This is a genomic window from Mesorhizobium opportunistum WSM2075 (genome assembly GCF_000176035.2).
GTDB classification, from domain to species: Bacteria; Pseudomonadota; Alphaproteobacteria; order Rhizobiales; family Rhizobiaceae; genus Mesorhizobium; species Mesorhizobium opportunistum.
Genome location: NC_015675.1, coordinates 6,005,978 through 6,025,750, shown reverse-complemented (window position 1 = coordinate 6,025,750; position 19,773 = coordinate 6,005,978). Strand labels below are relative to the sequence as shown.

Below are 19,773 nucleotides of genomic sequence, written 5' to 3'. Positions count from 1 at the left end.
GTTCATGCCCCTCCTTTCGGAGGGGGACGGAGGTCCGCGCCCGCCTGCGCGGCGCGCACCGCCTGCACGCGGTTCGACACCGAGAGCTTGCCGAAAATGTTCTTCAGATGCCATTTCACCGTCGTCTCGCTCACCGATAGCGCACCCGCGATATCGCGGTTGGACATGCCTTCAGACAGGCAGCGCAGCAGTTCGGTCTCGCGCTGGGTGAGCTGTTCTTTGTCGGCCGTCGGTGCTGCCGGCTTGCGTGTCGCCACGGGCATCGTCTGTGCCGCGTCGATGATGCGCGCTGCATAGGCCGACAGGGCAGGGTCGGTCTTTGCTTGCGCCGCGCGCAGCCGCATCAACCCTTCCACAACAGGCCTCCCCTCGTCGACGAAGGAGCGGATGAAGCCGGAGGGCTGTGCAAGGCGCAGCGCTTCGAGGAGGTGACGGTCGGTCTCGCGCTGGTCATGGACGGTGGTCTTGGCGCGCAGGATCAGCGCCAGGATGTGGCGGCGCATGCGTCCGCTGTTTTTCGTTCGCTCCAGCAACGCGTCGAAAATCGCCGCCGCCGCTGCGTGGGATTTCTCCGCGGTAAGCAGCCGGCCCTCGGCGAAGAATTCGAATTCGTTGGCGACAGTAGGCTCGGTTTCAGCGCTTTCGCGGCGATGTTCACTCAGCAGTGCGCGGGCCTCGACGATACGGTTCTGGTCGAGCAACAGCCGGATACGGTCATGCACCAATACCGAAGCGAGGCGGCGATAGACGGAGCCGCGCACACGCTGGTAGACGCGCTCCAGCATGTCGAGCGCTGCGTCTGCGCGACCGGTCAACTGCAGCACGCGGGCATAGGTCGGCACGCTGGCAAGGGGATAGACGATGACCGCGGCGCCTTCGATCAGCGGTCCGAGATTCTCCACCAGCGTCAGTGCCTCGCCGGACGCGTTGGTCTCGTAGGCGAGTTCGGCGAGCAGCGTTCCGGCAAGGGCTTCGGCATAGGAGTTGGCGCCGATCCGCGTCCTGGCCTCGATGATCGTGTTGCGCAGCAGCCGTTCGGCGGCGGGCAGGCGGCCGGCCGAGCGCTCGATCACCGCCATGTAGCAATTGGCGATGGTGACGCCGAGCAGGCTGCCGCTTCGCTCATGCGCCTTGCGCGCGGCGTCCGCCGCCGCCCGCGCGCCCTCGAGGTCGCCCAGTGCGTAGAGATTATAGCCGATGACATTGGCCGTCGCGCCTTCCATGAACCAGGCATCGGGCGCGATGACGCGCAGGGCGGCCAAGGCTGTGTCGCGTGCATCCTCGAACCGTTCCAGCGTGCTGTGCACGGCGGCATCCAGGACGGCGATTTCGGCCTCGATCGTGGTGCCGGTCAGCGTGCCCGGATCCTTGCCGTCCGTCGGCCCGGTCTCGATCAGCTTGCGCGCATTGGCGAGTGTCTGCTGGGCAATCTCGGGCTGGCTTGAGTGCACCGCCAGCCACAACACGACGAGTTGCAGCCGGATGCGCTGGTCGACCAGTTTCCTCGGCAGCAGCGCCAGCAACTGACGCACATAAAGCAGCTGGCACTGGGCGATGAGCTCGAGCGCATTGTTCTCGATGAACACCGCCGCGCGGGCCTGGTCGCCGGCGGCAAGCGCATGCCCGATCGCCTCGGTCAGCATCTTGCGTTCGCCGAACCATTCGGCGGCGGCCAGGTGCAGCGGGGCGATCATCTCAGGCGCGCGCCGTTCCATTTCACGAATGAGAAAGTCGCGGAACAGGTGATGGTAGCGGAACCAGCGCCGCTCCTCGTCGAGCGGCACGAGAAAGAGATTGCGGGTCTCGATCTCGGCAATATCGGCCTCGGCGTCCGCCACACGCAAGACTGCCCGGCAGGCCTCGGCGCTGAAGCGCTGGAAGATCGAACTGTGGAGCAGAAACTTCGCCAGGGCCGGCGGCAGCCCGAGGAAGACTTCGCCCATCAGGAAGTCGGCGACGTTGCGGTTGGCGCCGGTGAAATTGCCGATGACGGTTTCGGGCGCATGCGCGGCACTGAGCGACAGCGAGGCGAGTTGCAGGCCGGCGGCCCAACCTTCGGTCCGCGAGCACAAGGCCTCGACGGTACCGCTGCTGACGCTCAGGCCCAGCTTGTCGTTGAAGAAGGCTTCGGCTTCGGACGAGACGAAGCGCAAATCGTCCGGGCCGATTTCGAAAACGTCGCCAAGCACCCTGAGTTTGCCGAGCTGCAGGTCGGGCAGGTTGCGCGAACCGATGACGAACGCGACGTTGGCGGGCGCCTGCCGCGTCAGGCGTTCCATGAAACGCTTCACCGCCTCCGTTTCGATGACATGGTAGTCGTCGAAGAACAGCGTGATCTCGGCGTCGCGCGCCGCAAAACCCGCGACAAGTGCAGAGAGCACCACCTCGAGCTGCGGGATCGGGCTCGACTGGAAGGCGAGGTCGAGCTCAGCCGGGTTCTGGACGAGGTGGCGCAGCGCCCCCACCAGATGCGACAGGAAGGCGCCTTCGTCATTATCAGTCGCCTCGCAGGACAGCCATGCGGTCAACCGACCGTGGCGTGCGAGTTCCGCGGCCCATTGCGCCATCGTTGTCGACTTGCCGAAACCGGCGGGCGCGGCGAACAGCACGATGCGCATGCCGACATGCCGCTCCAGCCTTGACAGGATGCTCTCGCGCCGCACCCACCGGCGATGATGCGGAGATGCCTGGCTGAGGGGTTGCGGAGGCGGTCTCATCTTGCGCCAGGCACCCATTCCGTTTCGATCAACGGGATTTGCGGGGCCGCTTCGCGCGGCAGGGTTCCCTTGATCCGTGGATCGTCGGTGATTTCGAAACCGGCCGCATAGGGCTCGAACCCGCAAGCGCGATAGAAACCGATGACGCTGTGATGGTCGAAACTGCTGGTGTGCAGCCAGACGCGGCCGGGGGCGAGGCGCCATGCCTGATCGAGGGCGCCGGCCATCAGCCGCTTGCCGAAGCCTCGGCCGGTCAAGGAGGGGAACAGGCCGAAATAGGTGATCTCGATCTCGTCGCCGTCGGCCACGCGGAATTCGACCATGCCGACATGGCCGCCGTCTTCATCATGGCCGTAATAGAGATGATGGCGCGGGTCAGCGAATTGCGCGGCGATTTCGGCATCCGACATTTCAGCGGCCCGATCCCAGAGCCAGGGAGCCCCGATCTCCAGGAAGATCGCGCGGTAGGAGGCGCAGTCGGGCTTGGTGACCCGGGTCATGGCCAGGGGCTGGGCAAGGCCCGGCACTGGAGCCCGCGCCTCCATCCACGTCACCGCATTGATGATCCTGCCGGCCGGCACGCGCCGGTAACCGGCCGAGAGGTCGGTGACTTCATCCGGCAATGTGCCTTCGGTGACCAGCATCTGTCCTCGATCTTTGGCCGCGCGGCTTTGCCCGCATGCGCTAAGCTGATGCCAATTCCGCGCTCGCCTGCCAAGCGTTTCGGAATGTGGGCCACAGGTTTGCCCCATCTGTCTCTTGCATTTGCGAGGGGCGGCATATGAGATATGATACACCATTCGGATGAAAGCGGAATATGATGCCTGAGCGAATTGCGGACGAGGCCATTCTGGGCGCGGTCGACGATGGCTTCGCGCGGCAGGTCGCGTTTCTGCAGGATCTCGTGCGCTTTCCTTCGCAGCGAGGCGAGGAGCACGCCGCGCAATCGTTCATGGCGGCCGCCTATGAGGCCGATGGCTACGAGGTCGACATGTGGCGCGTCGATGTCGATGCTATTCGCGACCTGCCGGGTTTTTCGCCTGTGGCGGTGTCCTACGACGACGCCTTCAATGTCGTTGCCACCCACACGCCGAAAAACGCGACCGGCCGCTCGTTGATCCTCAACGGCCATATCGACGTGGTGCCGACAGGACCGCTCGACCGCTGGGTGCGCGATCCCTACGATCCGGCGATCGAGGATGGCTGGATGCATGGTCGTGGCGCCGGCGACATGAAGGCCGGCCTGTCGGCCTGTCTCTACGCATTGGCCGCATTGCGCAATCTCGGTTACCAGCCGGCCGCGAAATTATTCCTGCAGTCGGTGGTCGAGGAGGAATGCACCGGTAATGGCGCGCTCGCCTGCCTGCAGCGCGGCTACCACGCCGATGCCGTTTTCATACCCGAACCGCTGGAGCCCAGGCTGATGCGGGCGCAGGTCGGACCGATCTGGTTCAGGGTCGAGGTCGACGGCGATCCGCAGCATGCGTCGGGGGCCTTTTCCGCTGGCGCCAACGCAATCGAAAAGGCCTTCGTCATTATTCAGGCGCTGAAGCAGCTCGAAATCGTCTGGAATGCGCGCAAGGTCGATGATCCGCATTTCTGCGATCACCCGCATCCGATCCGCTTCAATCTCGGCAAGATCGAAGGCGGCGAGTGGACGTCGAGCGTCCCGGCGCGCTGCGTCTTCGAGATGCGGGTCGCGACCTATCCCGGCCAGAAGCTTGAGGACGCCAGGGCCGAACTCGAGGCCTGCATCGCCGATGCGGCCCGCGCCGATCCGTTCCTCGCCAATCGCCCACCCAGGATGACCTACAACGGCTTCATGGCCGAAGGCTATGTGCTGGAAGGCGCCGACGAGATGGAAGCCGTGCTGCGCCGCAGCCATAGCGCCGTGTGGGGCGAGCCGCTGACCGAGCATGTGACCTCGGCGACCACGGACGCTCGCTTCTTCGGCCTCTATGCCGACACGCCGGCGATCGTCTATGGTCCGATCTGCCGCATGCCGCATGGCTATGACGAGGCCGTCGATCTCGACTCGGTGCGCAAAGTTACCCAGACGATTGCCTTGTTCATCGCCGACTGGTGCGGTCTTGAGCCGATCGATCCGAAGGTGAGATCATGAACGCGGCTGTACCCGATGCATTCGGCGAAACGCTCGCCGAGGATGCGCCGGACGTTTCCACCGCAGACGCGCTTGCCATCTTGCGCCGGCACTATGGTCTCACCGGCAGCGCGCGTCCGTTGCCCGGCGAACGCGATCACAATTTCCACATCCAGACCGACGGCGAGGGCGAGTTCGTTCTGAAAATCTCCCATCCGGCGGAAGAGGCCGGCTTCACTGATTTCCAGAACAAGGCGCTCGACCATATCATTGCGGTCGACCCGACCTTGCCGGTTCCCTCGGTGCGCAAAAGCCTCGAGGGCGAAGCGCAATTTGCGATCAGCGTCGGCGGATCCGCGCCGCGCATCATACGGCTGGTCACCTATCTGCCCGGCCAATTGCTTTCGCGCTCACCGACCTCAGCGGCACAGGATCGCAATCTCGGCATCTTCCTCGCCCGTCTTGGCCGCGCACTGCGCGGTTTCTTCCATCCGGCGGCCGGCAGCGACCTGCTCTGGGATATCCGCAAGGTGGCCAAGACGCGGCCGATGCTGGCGCATATCCCGGATGCGGGCCACCGGGCCATGGTCGAACGCATCATCGACGCCTTCGAGGAGCATGCGGCGCCGGTCATTCCGAGCCTGCGTGCGCAGATCGTCCACAACGACATGAATTCCTACAATGTGGTGATGGACGCTTCGCGGCAGGAGGTCGTCAGCGGCATTCTCGATTTCGGCGACATGATCCATTCACCACTGATCTGCGATCTCGCCATCGGCGCCGTCTACCGCTGGCCGGCGGAAGGTCACCCGCTGGCGCCAGCTGCGCGCTTCGTCGCCGGTTATCAATCGGTGCAGCCACTGGAGGGCGAAGAGATCGGCATTCTTTTCGATCTGATCCGTGCGCGCCTTGCGCTGATTGCCAACATCGCCAGCTGGCAGGCGGAACGATTCCCGGCCAAGCGCGACTATGTGCTGCGCCTCATCACCGAGGTCTGGGCGTCGCTCGAACGGCTGGACGGGCTGTCGTCCGCGGATACCCGCCGCTATTTCCTCCACCATTCCAATCCGGAGTAGATGCTCGTGTCCCAGTCCTTGCCCGCCAATGCCTCTGCCGATGCCGGCGCTTCGGCGCAAGAGCGCGCGTTGCTCGAACGCCGCGCCAGATTGCTTGGCCCGACCTACCGCGCCTTCTACCGCAACCCGATCCATCTGGTGCGCGGCAGCGGCGTCTGGCTCTACGATGCGCAGGGCCGCAAATTCCTCGACGCCTACAACAATGTCGCCTCGATTGGACACTGCCATCCGCGCGTCGTCGAGGCGCTATCGGGGCAGGCCGCCACGCTCAACACCCACACGCGCTATCTCAGCGAGATCATCCTCGACTACGCTGAAAAACTGCTCGGCATGCTTCCGGCCCATCTTGGTCACGCCATGTTCACCTGCACCGGCAGCGAGGCCAACGATCTCGCCATCCGCATTGCCCAGCATGCCAGCGGTGGCACCGGCGTCATCATCACCGACTTCGCCTATCACGGCGCCACGATCGCCACCGCGCAGCTCTCGCCGGCGGCGGTCGGGGCAAAGGGCGTGCCCGCGCAGCATCGGACCGTGGCAGCGCCGGACACGTTTCGCGACCATGGCCGCGCCGCGCGCGATTTCGCCAGAAATGTCGCCGCCGCCATCGAGGACATGCGTGCGCAAAACATCCGTCCGGCGGCGTTGCTTCTCGACTCGGCCTTCTCCAGCGACGGCATCTTCTTTCCCGACGCGGCGGCGATGCGCGAGGCAGCCGATCACGTCAGGAGGGCCGGCGGCATCGTCATTGCCGATGAGGTCCAGTCGGGCTTCGGCCGGCTCGGCCAGGGCATGTGGGGCTTCGCCAATTACGGCATCGAGCCCGATATCGTCACCATGGGCAAGCCGATCGGCGACGGGCATCCGATGGGCGCGGTGATCGTGCGGCCACAGCTTGTCGCCTCCTTCGGTTCGAACACCGGTTACTTCAACACGTTCGGCGGCAATCCGGTGGCGGCCGCCGTCGGTATCGCCGTGCTCGACGTGATCGAAGGCGAGGGGCTGATCGAGAACGCGCGCAATGTCGGCGCCTATACCGGGGAGCTGCTTCGCGCGCTGCAGAGCCGGCACGGCATGGTTGCAGACGTCAGGCACAACGGCCTTTATTTCGGCGTCGAACTGACGGCGGAGGGCGACGAGACGCTGGCCGCCACCAAGACAGCGGCGGTGGTCGAAGCCATGCGCCAGGACGGCGTGCTGATCTCGTCCTGCGGCCCGCGCGGCAATGTGCTGAAGATCAGGCCGCCTTTGCCATTTGCCAGGGACAATGCCGAGCAACTGGCTGAGACGCTCGATCGCGCCTTGTCGCAATGGTGAGCGGCCGCGCATGCTGAAGCTCGAACATCAAACCCTGAACGATCGCGCCTATGGCGCGCTCAAGCAGGAGTTGATTTCAGGCGGTTTCAGCCCGGGCCAGACGCTGGTCATCCGCAAGCTGGCCGAAACCTTCGGCATCTCGACGACGCCGATCCGTGAGGCGCTGCAAAGGCTGGTCGCCGAGCGGCTGCTCGAGATGCAGAACAACCGCTCGATCATCGTGCCCTTGCTGTCGGCACCCGCCTTCGAGGAGCTGACGCGCATCCGCATCGCCGTCGAAGGGCTGGCGGGTGAGATGGCCGCGTCGCGGATCAGCGAAAGCGGCTTGATCGACGTACAGGCTACGCTCGCTGGCATGCAGCGGGCCATCGATGCCGGAGATGCCAGGGTTTATCTCTCGTTGAACGAGGCCTTTCATTTCGCCGTTTACCAGCATGCCGGCGCGCCGATCCTGTTGAACATGATCCGGGACCTCTGGGGTCGGGTCGGGCCCTATCTGAAGCTGCTGATGCAGGCCGACCGTTACATTCCCCAATCGAACGACGCCCATCGCAGTATTGTTGGCGCGTTGGAGCAGCGCAATGGCCCTGCTGTCAGGGCCGCGCTTGAACAGGACATCGCGGCGGCGGCCGCGGTTCTCTCGGAAAATCTGCGCATGGCCGACTGATCCGCGCGGCCAGGCACGGTCGACGACCTATCCCATCTCGTCCATCCGGTCGCGCAGCATGCTCCAGCCCAGCAGCATGTTGGGCGCATGCCGCAGCACGGCGTGGAACGGGATCGGTGCCGGCAGCGCAAACGGCAGCGGCAGGTCACGCGCGTCGGCGCCGGCCGCCCAGTCGGCCAGCACCTTGCCCATCGCCGTCGTCATGGCAATGCCGCGCCCGTTGCAGGCGCGGCCGGCGATCAGGCCCGGCCCAAGGTCCAGGAGATGCGGCAGGAAATCCGGTTCGACGGCAGCCATTCCCAACCAGCCATAGGCAAGCGGCGGCAGGTCCGGCAGGTCGAGATGCCTGGCGAGCCGTCGCCAGATTGTCTGTGGCACGCGCGTGTCGGCGCCGGCGCTCAAGATGTGCATGCCGCCGCTGATCAGCCGGTTGTCGGCGTCGAAGCGGAAGGTGAAGAGATTGCGCCTGGTGTCGCCGACGCCCTGTCCTCCCGGCAGCAGAAATGTGCGGATTTCGCGCGGCAGGGGCCCAGTCGCGATCTGGAAAACCTTCAGCGGAAAGTAGGTTCGCTGCAGCAGCGGATTGAGCGACGCACCATAGGCATTGGTGGCGATCAGCACCTTGCCGGCGCGCACCGATCCCGACGGCGTTTTCAGTGCCCAGCCATCGATCACGCGATCGATCGTGGTGACCGGTGTTCGTTCGAAAATCCTCGCTCCGGACTTCTGCGCCGCATCGGCCAGGCCGCGCGCATAGGCGACAGGGTTGAGCACGCCACCCGAACGATCCATCCAGCCACCGAGATAGCCGCGCACGCCCGTCAGCGCCTCGACATCCTGACGGTCCAAGGTAACCGCGGGCCTGCCGCGCCGCGCCCATTGTTCGGCGCGGGACTTGACCTTTTCCAGCGCCGCAGTCGAATGCGCCGGCTGGATCCAGCCGCTCTGCACGGCGTCGCAGTCGATGCCATGCTGCCTGATCAGGCCGAACACCAGATCGGCACTGCCGGCGGCAAAATTGATCAGTCTGTTGCCTCGCTCGGGGCCGAGATGGGCAAGGATGTTTTCCGGATCCATCTTGGCGAAGTTCGGCACGACGAAGCCGGCATTCCTGCCGGTCGCGCCCCAGGCGATGAATTCGGCTTCGAGAATGGCGACCGAGAGTCCTTTCCCGGCGGCGTGCAGCGCGGTTGAAAGACCCGAAAAGCCGCCGCCGACAATGGCGAGGTCGACAACGAGCTCGCCTTGCAGCGCTGGCCGCTGGCGATGGTTTCGGCTGACGGCGTGCCAGAGCGAAACGCCTTGCGCCTCCTGCCGGGCCACCGCGTTCATGATCCTGAACCGCTCTTGGCCGCGGCCGCTTTCGCTCGCTTGCCGAAGCGCAGCCGCCGTGGCCTGTCGCCGAGCAATCCGTTCGGCCGGATCAGCAAGATCACGCAGAGCATGACGCCGATGGCGGCGATCTGCAGCGAGGCCGCGCGCGCCTGCTGCTCGGGCGGGAACAGCACACTGGTGAGCGTGCCGGATCCAGCCCATATCCCCCACACCAGGATGCTGCCGATCACCGCGCCGAGATTGCTGCCGGAGCCGCCGACGATCAGCATTACCCAGACCTGGAAGGTGAGGATCGGCAGATAGTTGTCCGGCGCGATGAAGCCGGTGAAATGCGCCTGCAGCGCCCCGGCCAGCGCCATGATGGCGCCCCCGACCGCAAAGGCCTGGACACGATAGAAGCGCGCGCTCTTGCCGAGCGATATCGCCGCTCGCTCGTCCTCGCGCAGCGCCTTCAGCACGCGTCCCCACGGGCTGCGCGACAGGTGCTCCAGGGCGAGATAGGCGATCAGTGTCACTGCCGCGACCACGGCAAGGTTGGACAGGTTGAACAGCAGCGGTGTTTCGGCAAGGCTGCCGAAAGGACGCGGGATGAAGCCGATGCCGAACGGGCCGCCGGTCAGCTTCTGTGCATTGAGCGCGACCAGTTGCACGACCACGGCGACGCCGAATGTGGTGATGGCGAGATAGTCCGATCGAAGGCGCAGCGTGGCCATACCGGTCAGCGCCGCGGCAATGCCGCCGACGACCATGGCACCCGCCCAGCCGACGAGGATCGGCAGGCCGAAGCCACCGAGCCGCGCGGCATCGTCCGGTGTGGTCAGCAGTGCCGATGTATAGGCGCCGATCGCGACGAAGCCGGCGAGACCGACATTGAACAGGCCGGTCAGCCCCCATTGCAGGTTGAGCCCCAGCGTGATCAGCGAAAAGATCAGCGCGGTGGTCAGGAAGAAGGCGCCGTAGCCGACGAGGTCCATCAGCGTTCCCTCACACCGAAAAGGCCGATCGGCCGTACGAACAGCACCGCCATCAGGATGACGAATGAGACCGCGGCGCGCCATTCCGCGCCGACCAGCTGCACCGCGCCGGCTTCGGCGAGCCCGATGATCAGCCCGCCGAGCACCGCGCCCGGGATGCTGCCTATGCCGCCGAGAATTGCGGCTGCAAACATCGGCAGCAGCATGTCGAAGCCCATGAAGGGGCGGATCTGCACCAGAATGCCGATCATCACGCCGGCGACGCAGGCCAGTGCCCCGCCGATGATCCAGGTGACGCGCACGACGCTGGCGACGTCGATGCCGACGATGCGGGCAAGCGCTGCGTTCTGGCTCAGCGCCTGCATGGCGCGGCCGGTTTGCGTGCGCGTCATCAACAGATGCACGCCGAGCACGAGCACGGCGGTCAGCAACAGCAGTGCGATCTGATCGGGCGTGATGCGAATGCCGAAGCCGACCGGCATGGCGATCTGGATCGCCCGGCTGAAATAGGTCGGCCGCGAGGTGAAGGTGAATTCGAGCAAGCTTCTAAGCGCCATCGAGGCGCCGAAGCTTGCCATCACCACGATGATCGCCTGGCCTTGCGAGCGCAGCCGTGCGAACAGCACCTTGTCGAGCAGCAGCGCCAGCAGCGCGGTGAATGCCATGCCGACAATCAGCGCGACGATCAGCGGCCAGCCAAAGGACAGCGGCGCGATCGGCGCCACCTTGCCGAACATCACGCCGATGGCGCTGACCACGGCCAGCGTCGCATAGGTGCCCCAGGCCATGAAGTCGCCATGGGCGAAGTTCGAGAAGCGCAGGATCGAATAGGTCAGCGTCACGCCGATGGCGCCCAGGCCGATCATCGAACCGGTCAGCAATCCGTCGACGACAAATTGCAGGCTCATGCCGCGCCTCCTCCGGACTTGAGCGGACGTTGGCCGAGATAGAGTTCGGCCACCACCGGATCGTTCCACAGTTGCGAGGCGACACCCTCGTGCCGGTCCTTGCCTTCGACCAGCACATAGGCGCGGTCGCCGATGGCAAGCGCTGCCTTGGCGTTCTGCTCGACCAAAAGGATGGTGACGCCGGATTTGCGGATGCCGGCCAGCATCTCGAACACCATCGAGACGAATTTCGGCGACAGGCCGGCCGACGGCTCGTCCAGCACCAGCACCTTGGGGTGGACGATCAGCGCCCGCGCGACGGCGAGCATCTGCCGCTGCCCGCCCGAGAGGTTGCCGGCGGCGGTCCTGCGCTGGCGGACGAGGTCGGGAAAGGCTGCATACATTTCCTCGATGCGGGCAGGGATTTCGCGCCGTTCGAGGATGCCGCAGGCAACCTTGAGATTGTCCTCGACCGACATTAGCGGAAAGATATTTTCGGTTTGCGGCACGAAGGCCAGGCCAAGCCGAACCATGGTGTGGGCGGGTGCCGCGGTGATGTCCTTGCCGTCGAGGAAAACCGAGCCGCCGGTGATCGGCACGAGGCCGGCGATCGCCTTGATGAAGCTCGATTTGCCGGCGCCGTTGGGGCCGAGCACGACAACGATCTCGCCCTTGCCGACGGTGATCGAGGCGCCGCGCACGATCGGCACCCCTGGTTCATAACCGGCTTCGAGATTACGGACATCGAGGACCGCTTCGCTCATGCCGTGCCTCCGAGATAGGCCTCGATGACGCGCGGGTCGCGGGCGACTTCTTCAGCCGTGCCTTCGCTGAGCAACTGGCCGCTCGCCATGACCAGGACGCGGTGGCAAAGCCGCGTCACCATGTCGATGTTGTGTTCGATCAAGAGGAAGGTGATGCCGCGCCTGTTGATGTCGCGGATGCGATCGATGATGACTTCGAGCAATGTCGCATTGACGCCGGCCGCCGGTTCGTCGAGCAGGATGATCGCCGGGTCGGCCATCATGACCCGGGCAAGTTCGAGCAACTTGCGCTGGCCGCCGGAAAGCACGCGCGCCGGCTCCCGCGCGAGGTGGGTGAGGGTGACGAGTTCCAGAAGTTCGAGCGCTTTGGTCCTGGCAGCTCTTTCCTGCGCCGCCACCCGCCATGGCGTGACGAAATTGGCGAGCAGCTTCTCGCCGGCCTGGCCCTGTGCCGCCAGCATGATGTTTTCGATCAGCGTCAGATTGGGCAGTGGGCGCGGGATCTGGAAGGTGCGGCCAAGGCCACGGCCGATACGCAGATGAGCGGCTTCGCCCGAGACGCTGGCGCCGTTGAGCAGGATCTCGCCGCTGGTCGGCAATAGGCTGCCGGCGAGCAGATCGAACATCGTCGTCTTGCCGGCGCCATTCGGTCCGATCAGGCCGAGGATTTCTCCCGATCTGACATCAAACGAGACATCGTTGACGGCAACGAGGCCGCCGAACCGCCTGACGACATTCTTTGCCATCAGAACCGGCGCACGGTGCCCTTGCCGTTCCGCTGCCTCGCTCATCGAACCCTCTGGCCGAAGACGATCTTTGCCGTCTCCTGATTATTGATTTGTGATCACACTTGCGTTGATCACGCTATTCGGCTTTAATTTCGTCCGCAAGCCGAAAACCGGCCGAGATCGGAATTCCATGCAAAAGGCTGCCATTGAAAAGAACAACGAGGCGATCGCTGCCCAGCTTGCGCCGGTCGGCCGCGAAACCGTCCAGGATCGCGTCTATTCGGAACTGCGTCGCGCCCTGATCGGTGGCCTGTTCGAGCCGAGCCAGGTGCTGACCATACGTGGGCTGGCCGATGCGCTGGTCACCTCGACCATGCCGGTGCGCGAGGCGCTCGGGAGGCTGATCACGGAAAAGGCGCTGGAGGCATTGCCCAACCGTTCGGTGCGCGTGCCGCCGATCACGCTGGAGCGCATCGATGATCTGTTGCGGGCCCGCATCCTGATCGAGGGCGAGGCGATCGCGCTCGCCGCCGCCCGCATGGGTCCGCGCCAGATCGCCGCCATCGAGACCATCCTAGCCGAATGGGACGAGATGCGGGCGCTGAAACACAAGAAGGATGTCGATCGCGAGGTGACGCTCAACCAGAGTTTTCATTTCGAGATCTATCGCTGCTGCGGCTCGGCGGTGCTGATCCCGATGATCGAGAGCCTGTGGCTGCAATCGGGGCCATGCATCCGTGTCGCCATCTATGCCTTCTCGGAAGCCGGCGAGGTCGACACCGCCCAGTATCACCGCCGCATCGTCACGGCGCTAGCCACGCAGGATGCACAGGCCGCGCGCGAGTCTCTGGTCGCCGACATCAGCCGGCCCTTCACCTTCCTGCGCAGCAAATTGCAAACCGCCGGGAAAGACCAGACATGACTTCCATCAGGATCACCGAGCCACGCTCGAAGCTTTCCGTGACGGCGCTACTGCTGCCTGAAAGGGCGCCGGAAAACGCTGCCTTTCTCATGGCCTATCTCGCTGCACCACGCGTCGTTCCCGGCATCCATGCCATGTGGACGGGACCCGAGATTTCTTGTCCGGTTCCGTCAGCCGATCTCGATGGCCAGTCCTACGCCAGACCCTTGCCGGGCGAGAACGCGACGCTGACGCCACAGCCGGGCGACATCGTGCTTTCCTACGTGCCGCCACGCATGTGGGGCGGCAATCCCAATGCGATCTTCGACATCGGTCTCTACTACGGTCCCGGGGCGCGCCTGCTGTTCCCGATCGGCTGGCTCGCCGGCAGTGTGGTGGCGCAGGTACGAGCCGAGGAGCGCGATCAGTTCGCCGCCGCCTGTGGCGTCATACGGCGCAATGGCGCCTGCGATATCACCTTCAGCCTGGTGGAGGCCTGACATGGCCGACGACAGTTTCGAGCTCTTCGATCTTCGCGTCGAAGCGGTCGTCCCCGAGGGCAAACCGATCTATTGCGGCGCCAAGGCCGGCGACTATTTCGAGCTCAAGGGCGAGATGTTGTCCATGCCGGCAGGGCAGAGTTTTTCGATCTATTCGCTTGCGTCCGTGTTGCCGTTTCTCGCGGCAAAGCAGCGCCCGACCGACCGGAATGACTGGATGACATCGGATGCCGAAATCGCCTGTCCCGATCCCAATTGCGCCAGCCGGCTGCGGATCGTCAGGCTGGCCAAGCGGCGGTTCAGCCATGCCGCAACCACGGCCGTGCCGCTGCCGAAGGAGAATGACCCGACATGACCGCCAAGACCTTCGAACTCGGGCCCGGCTACACGATCTCGCGCGTCATCCGCGGCGGCTGGCAGTTGGCCGGCGGGCACGGCGCCATCGACCGCAGCCAAGCAATTGCCGACCTGATCGCCACCTTCGATGCCGGCATCTGGACCTATGATTGCGCCGACATCTACACCGGCGTCGAGGAGTTGGTCGGCGCCGCGCGCCTGCGGCTGGCCAGCGAGCGCGGCCTGGACGTTGCTGCGAGAATGAAGGTGCACACCAAGCTCGTGCCCGACCTCGAGCGGCTGGCCGGCATCAGCCGCGACTACATCAGGGGCATCGTCGACCAGTCGCTGCGGCGGCTGAAGACCGAACGGCTCGATCTCGTTCAGTTCCACTGGTGGGACTATGGCCAGCCTCGCTATGTCGAGGCGATGGGCTGGCTCGACGAGCTCCGGCGCGAAGGCAAGGTGCGCAATCTCGGCACCACCAATTTCGATACGCCGCGGCTGGCCGAAATCCTCGCCGCCGGCATCCCGCTGGTCAGCCAGCAACTGCAATATTCGGTCCTCGACCAGCGGCCTGCTAACAGCCTTGCTGACCTCGCCGCGAAGAACGGCGTCAGCTTCCTCTGCTATGGTTCGGTGGCCGGTGGCTTCCTCAGCGATAAATGGCTTGGCGCCGCCGAGCCAGCCACCCCGCTCGAAAACCGATCCCTGGTCAAATACAAGCTGATCATCGACGACTTTGGCGGCTGGGACCTGTTTCAGCAGCTGCTTGCGGCACTGAAAGCCGTCGGCGACCGCCACGGCGTCGACATTGCCACCATCGCCAGCGCCTGGGTGCTGCAGCAGCCGCAAGTGGCGGCCGTGATCGTCGGAGCCCGCAACCAGGCGCATGCGCTGGCCAATGCCAAAATCATGGATGTCGCGCTTGACGCCGAGGATCGGGCACGGATTGCTGCCATCATCGCGCAAAGCCCTGGCGTCGAGGGCGATGTCTACACGCTGGAGCGCGACCGCCATGGTCGCCACGGCTCGATCATGCACTACAATCTCAATGCAGGCCGGGCATGAGCACGATCAACCAGACGCTGTTTTCCAGGGCCAGCGCCGAGGTGATCGATTTGCATCGCTTCTTCGTCGACTGGTTCGTCGCCGCGCGCGCCGACACGGTGGACTTCGCCCGCTTCGAACGCGCCATGGGCGACGGCCTCAGCATGATCACGCCGGATGGCCATGTCCTCGATCGCGCCGCGGTCGTCGATCATGTCCGCTCCAGCCGCGCCATTTGCGACGACGGCTTTGCCATCTCGATCGAGGACATCCGGCCCGGCTGGCATGACGCGGACACGATCGTCGTCTTCTACGTCGAGGCGCAGCTGCGCGCGGGCAAGCACAGCCGCCGCCAGTCGAGTGCCGTCTTCACCACCAGTTCATCGGCGCCCAACGGTGTCGAATGGCGACATCTGCATGAAACCTGGCTGCAGGTGCCGGAAAGCTGAACAGGCTCCAGAGATCAAATACAGCCAAGTAACTCAACAAGTAACTCAAGGGGAACAACAATGAGAAACACGATACTCCAACTCACCACGGCACTTGCCCTCGTCACGATGGCCGGTGCGGCGCAGGCCGCGGATTGCAAGATCACTGTCGGCCTCGTCATGGAACTGACCGGCCCGGCCGGCGAATACGGCCAGGCTGGGGCCAAGTCGGTCGAGATGGCCTTCCGCGACATCAACGCTGCCGGCGGCGTGCGCGGCTGCGATCTGGCGACCGACACGCGCGACAGCCAGAGCCAGGGCAATATCGCGGTCGATGCCGCCACACAGCTGGTTCAGGTCAAGAAGGTGCCGGTCATCATCGGTGGTATCATCTCTTCGGTGTCGATCCCGATCCTGACCTCGGTCACTGCGCCGGCCAAGATCGTCCAGGTCTCGCCGGCTTCGTCCTCGCCGACGCTGACGGCGCTTGGCCGCGACGGCAAGACCAACGGCATCTTCTTCCGCACCATCACTTCGGATGCGCTGCAAGGCGTCGCCGCCGCCAAATACGCCATCGACAAGGGCTTCAAGAAGCTGTCGATCATCCACGTCAACAACGACTTCGGCGTCAACATGGTGGCCGAATTCTCCCGTGCCTACAAAGCGCTCGGCGGCACCATCGTCTCCGACACGCCCTACAACGAGAAGCAGTCGAGCTATGCCTCAGAAGTCACGGCGGCGATGGCCGGTGAGCCGGACGGCCTCTATCTCGTCAGCACGCCGGTCGATGGCGCCACGGTTGCCCGCACCTGGATTTCGCAGGGCGGCGTTCAGAAATTCCTGCTCAATGACGGCATGAACAGCCCGGACTTCATAGAATCCGTCGGCGCCGATTATCTGAAGGAGGCCTACGGCACCTCGTCGGGCACCAGCCCGACCGCCTCGACCGACTACTTCATGAAGAACTACAAGGAGTTCTCAGGCATCGAACCGTCGAACCCGGCGGCCGACCGTTCCTATGACGCGGGTGCCATCGTCGGTCTCGCCATCGCCATTGCCGGCTCCGAGGATCCGGCCAAGATCAAGGACGCGATGTACAAGGCGGTCGACCCGGCCGGCACGCCCATCTTCGCCGGCAAGGACGAGTTCGCCAAGGCGCTCGGCCTGATCAAGGACGGCAAGCCGATCCGCTATGAAGGCGTCATCGGTCCGGTCGCCTTCGACAAATATGGCGACATCACCGGCCCGTTCCGGCTGTGGAAAATCGTCGACGGCAAGGTGACCACCGATGGCGAGATAACCACTGACGACGTCAACGCCCTGCAGGCCAAGCTTCAGTAAGCTGACACAGTGCTCCGGCATCGATCGCGTCTTATTGTGATCGATGCCGGCACCGCCTGGGGCAGGCCGATATCGCTTGCACGGCACACGATCGCGAATAGGATCGGCGGGCTGCAATTGAAGGATGGCGAGCGTGCTGGACAAGGATACTCATCGGGCCATCCGGTCGAGGGATGCAGACGACGCGCTTCGCCACGCAGGCAGCTAGGCCCGATGGCGCCTGAAACGGAACGACTTCTGTCCGCTCTTGGCGCTCGGCTGGGCGCGGGCGGCATCCTCGCCGGCTCCGATGTCGACCAGCGCTATCGCGACGATCCCGACGGCAAGCTCGGCATGCTGCCCGAGCTGGTGCTGCGCCCGCGCGACACCGAGGCTGTCGCGGCAGCTCTCGCCATGTGCAACGAGCTCTCCCAGCCGGTTGTGATCCAGGGTGGACGCACCGGGCTGGCCGGCGGCACACGCGTGCAGCCGGGCGAGGTCGTGCTGTCACTGGAGCGCATGACCGGCCTTGCCGCTCCGGACCGGCAGGCCGCCAGCATCGTTGCCGAAGCGGGCGCGACGCTGCAGGCGGTGCAAGAGGCGGCCGACGGCGCGGGGCTGATGTTCGGCGTCGATATAGGCGCGCGCGGTTCGGCCACGATCGGCGGCAACATCGCCACCAATGCGGGCGGCATCCGCGTGCTGCGCTATGGCATGTACCGGGCGCAGGTGCTGGGGCTGGAGGCCGTGCTTGCCGATGGCAGCGTGCTCACCTCGCTGAAAGGCCTGCCCAAGGACAATTCCGGCTACGACCTCGGCCAGCTCTTCATCGGCTCGGAAGGGACGCTCGGCGTCGTCACCCGCGCCGCGCTCAGATTGCACCCGAAACCTGCGTCCGAGATCAATGCCTTCTGCGCGCTCCCTTCGCTCGATGCCGCGATCGCCTTGCTTGGGCTGCTCAGGCAAAAGCTCGGTCCGCTGCTGTCCGCCTACGAGGTGAATTTCGCGCCGCTCTATGATGTCATGGTCGCCAGCATGGCGATGCCGGCGCCGCTGCCGGCGGGTTCTCCTGTCTATGTGCTGGCCGAGATCCAGGGCAGCGAGCCCGAGCGCGACGGCGAGCGCTTCGCCGCGGTGCTGATGCAGGCGGTCGAGGACGGCGTGATCGACGATGTCGTCGTCTCGCAGTCGCCGCGCGAATTCCGGGCGCTCTGGGACGTGCGCGAGGACGCCAATCGCGTCCTGTTTTCGATAAAAGGCCTGATCGGCGTCGATATCAGCATTCCGCTGGCGCGCATGGGCACGTTCCTGCGGGAAGCGGACGCCGCCATCCATGCCGTCGACCACGGCGCCGACATCTATGTCTTCGGCCATCTCGGCGACGGCAATCTTCACTATCAGGTCATGACCGCGGATCCGGCGGCCGCGTACGGCATTGTCTATCGCGGCGTGGCGGCGGCAGGCGGCGGCGTTTCGGCCGAGCACGGCATCGGCCTCGACAAGAAGCAGTGGCTGCATCTGGTGCGCAGCGATGCCGAAATCGCCACGATGAGGCGGCTGAAGACGGCGCTCGACCCGAAGAACATCCTAAATCGAGGACGAGTCTTCGATCTCGACCCGACAGGCTTGCCCTGAGCGCGACGCCGGCCTCGACTGGTCTCCGCCCGATCAGAACCCCAGCCGGCTGGCGGGCTTGTTTGAACGGTCCAGCGCCTCAGTTGCCTTGCCCTGCCGCTTCGCGAATGGTCTGCAGCAGGATGATGAAGGCGGGCGAGGGGGGAGTATCCGTGCGCATCGTCAGGCCGACGGGCCCCCTGGTCTCCTCGGTGTTTACCGGCAAGGCGACGAAGGCGCCGCTGGCGATCTCATTGGCCACCACGCCGGCCGAAATGATCCACACCGCATTGCTCTGGCGCATGAAGGAGCGGCCGAAGGAATCCGAGACGGTTTCGATCTCGGTGGCCGGTGCGGTCATGCCGTTGGTGATGAACAGGCGATCGACGAAGGGACGGATGACGGATTCCCGCGTCGGCATCAGCACCGGGAATTCGTCGAGGCGGGCGAAGATGTCCGCCCCTGGCTCGAGCAGCGGATGTCCGGCCCGCACCACGAACAGCACCGGCTCGGAGTAGAGGTGCTCGAAGAAGAAGCCGGTCATGTTCTCGGGTGCGGCCAGCCGTCCGACGACGAGGTCGAGCGCGCCGGTGCGCAGTTGTTCCAGCAGCACGGCGTTCTCGCCGGTGACGATCTTGATCGCGGCGCCGGTTTCTTCCCCGAGGAACAGGCTCATCGCTTGCGGCATGACCTTCGCCGACACTGTCGGCAGCGCGCCGATGCGGATCGGGTGACGATTGATGGCGCCGTCCTGGCGAACGGAATCGACACCGCGCTTCAACGCCGTGATCGCTGTGCCGGCATGGCCAAGGAAGATCTCGCCAAGCCTGGTGACCCGGATGCCGCGCCCGTCACGCTCGACAACGGCGACACCGAGCGCGTCTTCCAACTCGCGCAGGGTTTTGGTCACCGCCGGCGCGCTGACATGCAGGAAATCGGCGGCACGGGCCACGCTTCCCTGTCGCGCGACCTCCAGGAACGCCTGCAGATGACGAAACCGGATGCGGTTTTCGGACATGGTTTGATAACCCCTGAGTTAATGAAACGGCGTAAAATAT

Annotated in this window: 19 protein-coding genes; 11 read left to right on the top strand and 8 right to left on the bottom strand. The window is 64.9% G+C overall.

Annotated features, from left to right (window positions below; genetic code table 11):
* Window positions 1-2: 2 nt before the first annotated feature.
* Window positions 3-2,717, bottom strand: a complete 2,715-nt coding sequence (locus MESOP_RS29035; RefSeq protein WP_013896918.1) for a winged helix-turn-helix domain-containing protein — start codon at window positions 2,715-2,717, stop codon at window positions 3-5.
* Complete coding sequence (locus tag MESOP_RS29030) at window positions 2,714-3,361, bottom strand: GNAT family N-acetyltransferase (RefSeq protein WP_013896917.1); 648 nt, start codon at window positions 3,359-3,361, stop codon at window positions 2,714-2,716. The genes MESOP_RS29035 and MESOP_RS29030 overlap by 4 nt, the downstream gene beginning before the upstream one ends.
* A 176-nt stretch (window positions 3,362-3,537) precedes the next feature.
* Between MESOP_RS29030 and MESOP_RS29025 the strand changes: the two genes are divergently transcribed.
* The 4 genes from MESOP_RS29025 to MESOP_RS29010 are packed head-to-tail and all read left to right on the top strand — an operon-like array spanning window position 3,538 to window position 7,878.
* Entirely contained in the window at window positions 3,538-4,839 is a 1,302-nt protein-coding gene (locus MESOP_RS29025) for an ArgE/DapE family deacylase (protein WP_013896916.1), read from the top strand.
* Window positions 4,836-5,894, top strand: a complete 1,059-nt coding sequence (locus MESOP_RS29020) for a phosphotransferase (protein WP_013896915.1) — start codon at window positions 4,836-4,838, stop codon at window positions 5,892-5,894. Before MESOP_RS29025 ends, MESOP_RS29020 begins: the two co-directional genes overlap by 4 nt.
* Complete coding sequence (locus MESOP_RS29015; protein WP_041164389.1) at window positions 5,895-7,211, top strand: aspartate aminotransferase family protein; 1,317 nt, start codon at window positions 5,895-5,897, stop codon at window positions 7,209-7,211.
* 10 nt (window positions 7,212-7,221) lie between these two features.
* Window positions 7,222-7,878, top strand: a complete 657-nt coding sequence (locus MESOP_RS29010; RefSeq protein ID WP_013896913.1) for a GntR family transcriptional regulator — start codon at window positions 7,222-7,224, stop codon at window positions 7,876-7,878.
* Between the two features lie 27 nt (window positions 7,879-7,905).
* Here MESOP_RS29010 and MESOP_RS29005 read toward each other — a convergent pair whose 3' ends face one another.
* From MESOP_RS29005 to MESOP_RS28985, 5 genes are read right to left on the bottom strand one after another with little or no spacing between them, the layout of a single operon-like run.
* Complete coding sequence (locus tag MESOP_RS29005) at window positions 7,906-9,210, bottom strand: NAD(P)/FAD-dependent oxidoreductase (RefSeq protein ID WP_013896912.1); 1,305 nt, start codon at window positions 9,208-9,210, stop codon at window positions 7,906-7,908.
* Entirely contained in the window at window positions 9,207-10,190 is a 984-nt protein-coding gene (locus MESOP_RS29000; RefSeq protein WP_041165100.1) for a branched-chain amino acid ABC transporter permease, read from the bottom strand. The genes MESOP_RS29005 and MESOP_RS29000 overlap by 4 nt, the downstream gene beginning before the upstream one ends.
* Window positions 10,187-11,095, bottom strand: a complete 909-nt coding sequence (locus MESOP_RS28995; RefSeq protein ID WP_013896910.1) for a branched-chain amino acid ABC transporter permease — start codon at window positions 11,093-11,095, stop codon at window positions 10,187-10,189. Before MESOP_RS28995 ends, MESOP_RS29000 begins: the two co-directional genes overlap by 4 nt.
* Window positions 11,092-11,838 carry a branched-chain amino acid ABC transporter ATP-binding protein gene (locus tag MESOP_RS28990; RefSeq protein WP_013896909.1) on the bottom strand — a complete coding sequence of 249 codons (747 nt, stop codon included), beginning with the start codon at window positions 11,836-11,838 and terminating at the stop codon, window positions 11,092-11,094. The genes MESOP_RS28995 and MESOP_RS28990 overlap by 4 nt, the downstream gene beginning before the upstream one ends.
* Window positions 11,835-12,629 (bottom strand): ABC transporter ATP-binding protein, encoded by a 795-nt coding sequence (locus MESOP_RS28985; protein ID WP_013896908.1) that lies wholly within the window; start codon window positions 12,627-12,629, stop codon window positions 11,835-11,837. Before MESOP_RS28985 ends, MESOP_RS28990 begins: the two co-directional genes overlap by 4 nt.
* 127 nt (window positions 12,630-12,756) lie before the next feature.
* On the opposite strand from MESOP_RS28985, the gene MESOP_RS28980 reads away from it, so the two are divergent.
* The 7 genes from MESOP_RS28980 to MESOP_RS28950 all read left to right on the top strand — a co-directional run bounded on the left by MESOP_RS28980 (window position 12,757) and on the right by MESOP_RS28950 (window position 18,736).
* Window positions 12,757-13,488, top strand: a complete 732-nt coding sequence (locus MESOP_RS28980; RefSeq protein ID WP_013896907.1) for a GntR family transcriptional regulator — start codon at window positions 12,757-12,759, stop codon at window positions 13,486-13,488.
* Window positions 13,485-13,967 (top strand): DUF3830 family protein, encoded by a 483-nt coding sequence (locus MESOP_RS28975; protein WP_013896906.1) that lies wholly within the window; start codon window positions 13,485-13,487, stop codon window positions 13,965-13,967. Before MESOP_RS28980 ends, MESOP_RS28975 begins: the two co-directional genes overlap by 4 nt.
* 1 nt (window position 13,968) lies before the next feature.
* Window positions 13,969-14,322 carry a TIGR04076 family protein gene (locus MESOP_RS28970; RefSeq protein ID WP_013896905.1) on the top strand — a complete coding sequence of 118 codons (354 nt, stop codon included), beginning with the start codon at window positions 13,969-13,971 and terminating at the stop codon, window positions 14,320-14,322.
* The gene (locus tag MESOP_RS28965; RefSeq protein WP_013896904.1) at window positions 14,319-15,374 is read left to right on the top strand and encodes an aldo/keto reductase; all 1,056 of its coding nucleotides are present in this window, start codon (window positions 14,319-14,321) and stop codon (window positions 15,372-15,374) included. The genes MESOP_RS28970 and MESOP_RS28965 overlap by 4 nt, the downstream gene beginning before the upstream one ends.
* Window positions 15,371-15,802, top strand: coding sequence for a DUF4440 domain-containing protein (locus MESOP_RS28960; RefSeq protein ID WP_013896903.1), 432 nt, complete (start codon window positions 15,371-15,373; stop codon window positions 15,800-15,802). The genes MESOP_RS28965 and MESOP_RS28960 overlap by 4 nt, the downstream gene beginning before the upstream one ends.
* 60 nt (window positions 15,803-15,862) lie before the next feature.
* A complete protein-coding gene (locus tag MESOP_RS28955) occupies window positions 15,863-17,122 on the top strand; it encodes an ABC transporter substrate-binding protein (protein WP_013896902.1) in 1,260 nt (419 codons plus the stop codon).
* 213 nt (window positions 17,123-17,335) lie between these two features.
* On the top strand, window positions 17,336-18,736 hold the full coding sequence (locus MESOP_RS28950; RefSeq protein ID WP_013896901.1) for an FAD-binding oxidoreductase: 1,401 nt from the start codon (window positions 17,336-17,338) through the stop codon (window positions 18,734-18,736).
* Window positions 18,737-18,815: 79 nt separating this feature from the next.
* Here the strand turns inward: MESOP_RS28950 and pcaQ are convergent, their stop codons facing one another.
* Window positions 18,816-19,733: a pca operon transcription factor PcaQ gene (gene pcaQ, locus MESOP_RS28945; protein WP_013896900.1), complete on the bottom strand. Its 918-nt coding sequence runs from the start codon at window positions 19,731-19,733 to the stop codon at window positions 18,816-18,818.
* Between the last annotated feature and the right edge of the window lie 40 nt (window positions 19,734-19,773).